3 protein-coding genes and 1 pseudogene are annotated in these 3,006 nt (G+C 70.0%); all 4 read right to left on the reverse strand.

Features of this window, described 5'->3' with window-relative positions; all coding sequences use genetic code 11:
• Positions 1–1,693 (reverse strand): aminopeptidase N (gene pepN / locus AC08ON_RS14710; RefSeq protein ID WP_476617164.1); only part of this gene is annotated, 1,693 nt, incomplete at its 3' end.
• 47 nt (positions 1,694–1,740) lie between these two features.
• Positions 1,741–1,971: a hypothetical protein gene (locus AC08ON_RS14715; protein ID WP_476607936.1), complete on the reverse strand. Its 231-nt coding sequence runs from the start codon at positions 1,969–1,971 to the stop codon at positions 1,741–1,743.
• A gap of 72 nt (positions 1,972–2,043) precedes the next feature.
• Positions 2,044–2,148 (reverse strand): hypothetical protein, encoded by a 105-nt coding sequence (locus AC08ON_RS14720; RefSeq protein WP_476607937.1) that lies wholly within the window; start codon positions 2,146–2,148, stop codon positions 2,044–2,046.
• 53 nt (positions 2,149–2,201) lie between these two features.
• A pseudogene (locus tag AC08ON_RS14725) lies at positions 2,202–3,006 on the reverse strand (4-amino-4-deoxy-L-arabinose transferase); the annotation flags it as partial.

The following is a 3,006-nucleotide window of genomic DNA, read 5'->3' on the forward strand; positions in this document are numbered from 1 at the left end:
GGTCGGCCGGGACGAAACGGATCTTGGCGTAGGTCAGGTCGCCGTCGTTGACCAGCAGCAGGCGTCCCGCCTCGCTCCCGACCAGTGACGCGATCCCGGTGCGCCCGCCCGGCGCCGCCGGATCGATGTCCACCTCCACCCGGCGGAGCAGCACGATCGGCTCGGTCGGCTCGGTCGGCTCGGTCGGGCCGTAGACGCCGATGCCGATGCGGTGCGGACGCAGCGTCGGGTGCGTCGGCGGTGCCGTCTGGACCACTGCGACCTGCGCGAGGCGGCCGTCGGAGCCGATCGTGATCTCGGGGCGCAGCGTGTTGACCTGTGCGTGGCGCAGCCACACCTCGGCCCAGCCGGCGAGGTCCCGGCCGCTCGCCGTGGTCAGCGCTGCGAGCAGGTCGGCCAGGGACGCGTTGGCGAAGGCGTGCTGGGCGAAGTACGTCCGCAGCCCCGTCAGGAAGGAGCCGTCGCCCACCCAGGTGACCAGCTGCCGCAGGGCCGACGCTCCCTTGGCGTAGGAGATGCCGTCAAAGTTCAGCAGGGCGAGTGCGGTGTCGGGGACGTCGGCCGGGGCCACCGGGTGCGTCGACGGCCGCTGGTCGGCGGCGTAGCCCCAGCTCTTGCGACCGACGGCGAAGCTGGTCCACGCCCCGGTGAACCGCGTCGCCTCGGCGGTCACCCGATAGCCCATGTACTCGGCGAACGACTCATTCAGCCACAGGTCGTCCCACCAGCGCATGGTGACCAGATCACCGAACCACATGTGGGCCATTTCGTGGGCGATGACGACGGCACGCAGCTCCCGTTCGGCCTCGGTCACCGCCGAGCGGAACACGAACTTGTCCCGGAAGGTCACGCACCCCGGGTTTTCCATCGCGCCGGCATTGAACTCGGGCACGAACGCCTGATCGTAGGTCCCGAACGGGTACCGGCTCGCGAACAGCTCGTGGTAGCGGTCCAGGCAGGCCCGGGTGACGCCGAAGATCTCCGCCGCGTCGGCGTCGAGGTACGGCGCGAGTGAGCGGCGGCAGAGCAGCCCGAGTGGGATGCCGTCGTGGAAGTCCTCGACGAGGTGGTACGGCCCCGCGACCACCGTCACGAAGTAGGTCGCCAGGGGTGCCGTCTCGGTGAACTCCCACCGCCCCGGCGAGGTCTGCTTCCCGGCACCGTTCGCCCGCACCGTCCAGTCGGGGGGTGCGGCCACGCTCAGGCGCACCGGCGCCTTGAGATCGGGCTGGTCGAAGCAGGCGAACATCCGCTGGGCGTCGTCGAGGAAGGTCTGCGCATACAGGTAGACCTCGCCGTCCTCCGGGTCGGTGAACCGGTGCAGTCCCTCGCCGGTGTTCGAGTACCTCATCGTAGCCGTCACCACGAGCTCGTTCGTCGCGTGCAGCGCCGCGAGGGGGAGCCGGTTGCCGTCGACGGCGGAGGGGTCCAGCGGCTGGCCGTTGAGCCACAGTTGCTGGATGGATGCCGGTTTGAGCTCGACGAACGTCGCCGGTGCCGGTTCGCCGTCCGCCGACAAGCCGGCCGTGGCGAGGGAGCCGTCCGTGGGGGGACGGAGGCTGAAGCGCACCCTGGTCGTCGAGCCGAACTCCGTCGACGTGCGCGCCGCGGTCAGGTCGAGCTCGATCTCGTAGCCATCGACGCGGACCAGGCCGGCGCGGGCGAGGGCTTCGTCCCGGGTGAGGCTGTGCATACGGCGAACCTATGAGATGCCTCGCCGCCCGTCCGACGTGGACCTGGTCACCCCCCGATCTTGCCGGGTGGCCCGTTGATGTCAGTGCCCGGAGGCGAGGACAGGGTCGGTGACGCCGTGGGGCAGGCGAACCGCTCGATGTCCCAACCGGCCCGGTAGGCCCCCCGGTAGGCGCCGGCCCGGTAGGCGCTGTCGTAGAAGTCGAGAACGCCGGCCCGCCGGTCCGGGCCGCGTTCGAGGGCCGCGAGCGGGAGGACGGCACGGATGCGGATGGTCAAGGCGGATCTTGATGCCGAGCGCCGCCAGCGCGTCGAAGGTGCGGCGGTAGAACGACGCTACCGACTGCGCGATCAGGGAAATGAGATCGTCTCGCCGTCCAGGCGCTGGACGACCAGCTCATGACCGACGAAGTCGAAGTCGATGGTGAAGATCGGGTTTCCGTCGACCTGGCCCATCGGACGCGTCGTCAGTCCACGGCCGGTCAGCTGGAGAGGAAGATGTCACGGGTTCAGCACCGGTCGGGCCGGCCGCGGCAGTCCGGGACGATGACCCGGCGAATCTCGATCTCTCCATCGCCGAACGACTTGAGGACCACCGAGTGCCGGAGCGCCTCGGCGACGAGCGGGACCTCAGCGAGCACCGAGTCGGGGGGCTTGCCCATCATCAGGTAGTCGACATCACGCCAGCCGTGGGGGAACCGGCCGCGCACCTGAGGGTCGAGGTCCAGCTTGTAGAACCACACCGGCAGCGGCCGGCGCCCGGCGATCGTGAGGTCGGTCCAGGCGATGTCGTCGGTGATAACGATGCCCTCCGGGGGAACGTTCGCGAGGAACCATCGGGTCGCCTCCCGGCTCGGGGCACTCGCGTCCTGGGTGAGCGCGATGCGAATTTTCGGTGTCCAGTCCGGGATCACCGTCGCGGCGGCCACGGACAGGGCCACAAGGACCACGAGGCAGCGCAGGCCATTGACGATCATGGACGCGGTTGCCCCCGGCCCCGGCCAGGCATGATGCGGCGGACCGCGTCGCGGCCGTGCTCCACTCGGCAGGACGGCGTCGAGCAACCCTGCCACGCACAACGCTGCGAACGGGAGCATCGCGGTGACGTAGGGGTTGGGCAGGTAGCCGTTGCGGAAGACGAAGGCAAACTGCAGCAGCAGTAGTCCGGCTGCGACCCGCAGCCGCCGCAGGGCGAGCAGGGGAACCGCGGCCGCAATACCGGCGAGGACCAGGTAGGGATCAAGATCGAGCCAGGACCGCACGACATGGTAGGTGTCACTGCCGGTGTCGAGCACGCTGCCGCTCGGGGCCCGG

The sequence above is a fragment of the Frankia sp. CoWAU3 genome (genome assembly GCF_977971855.1).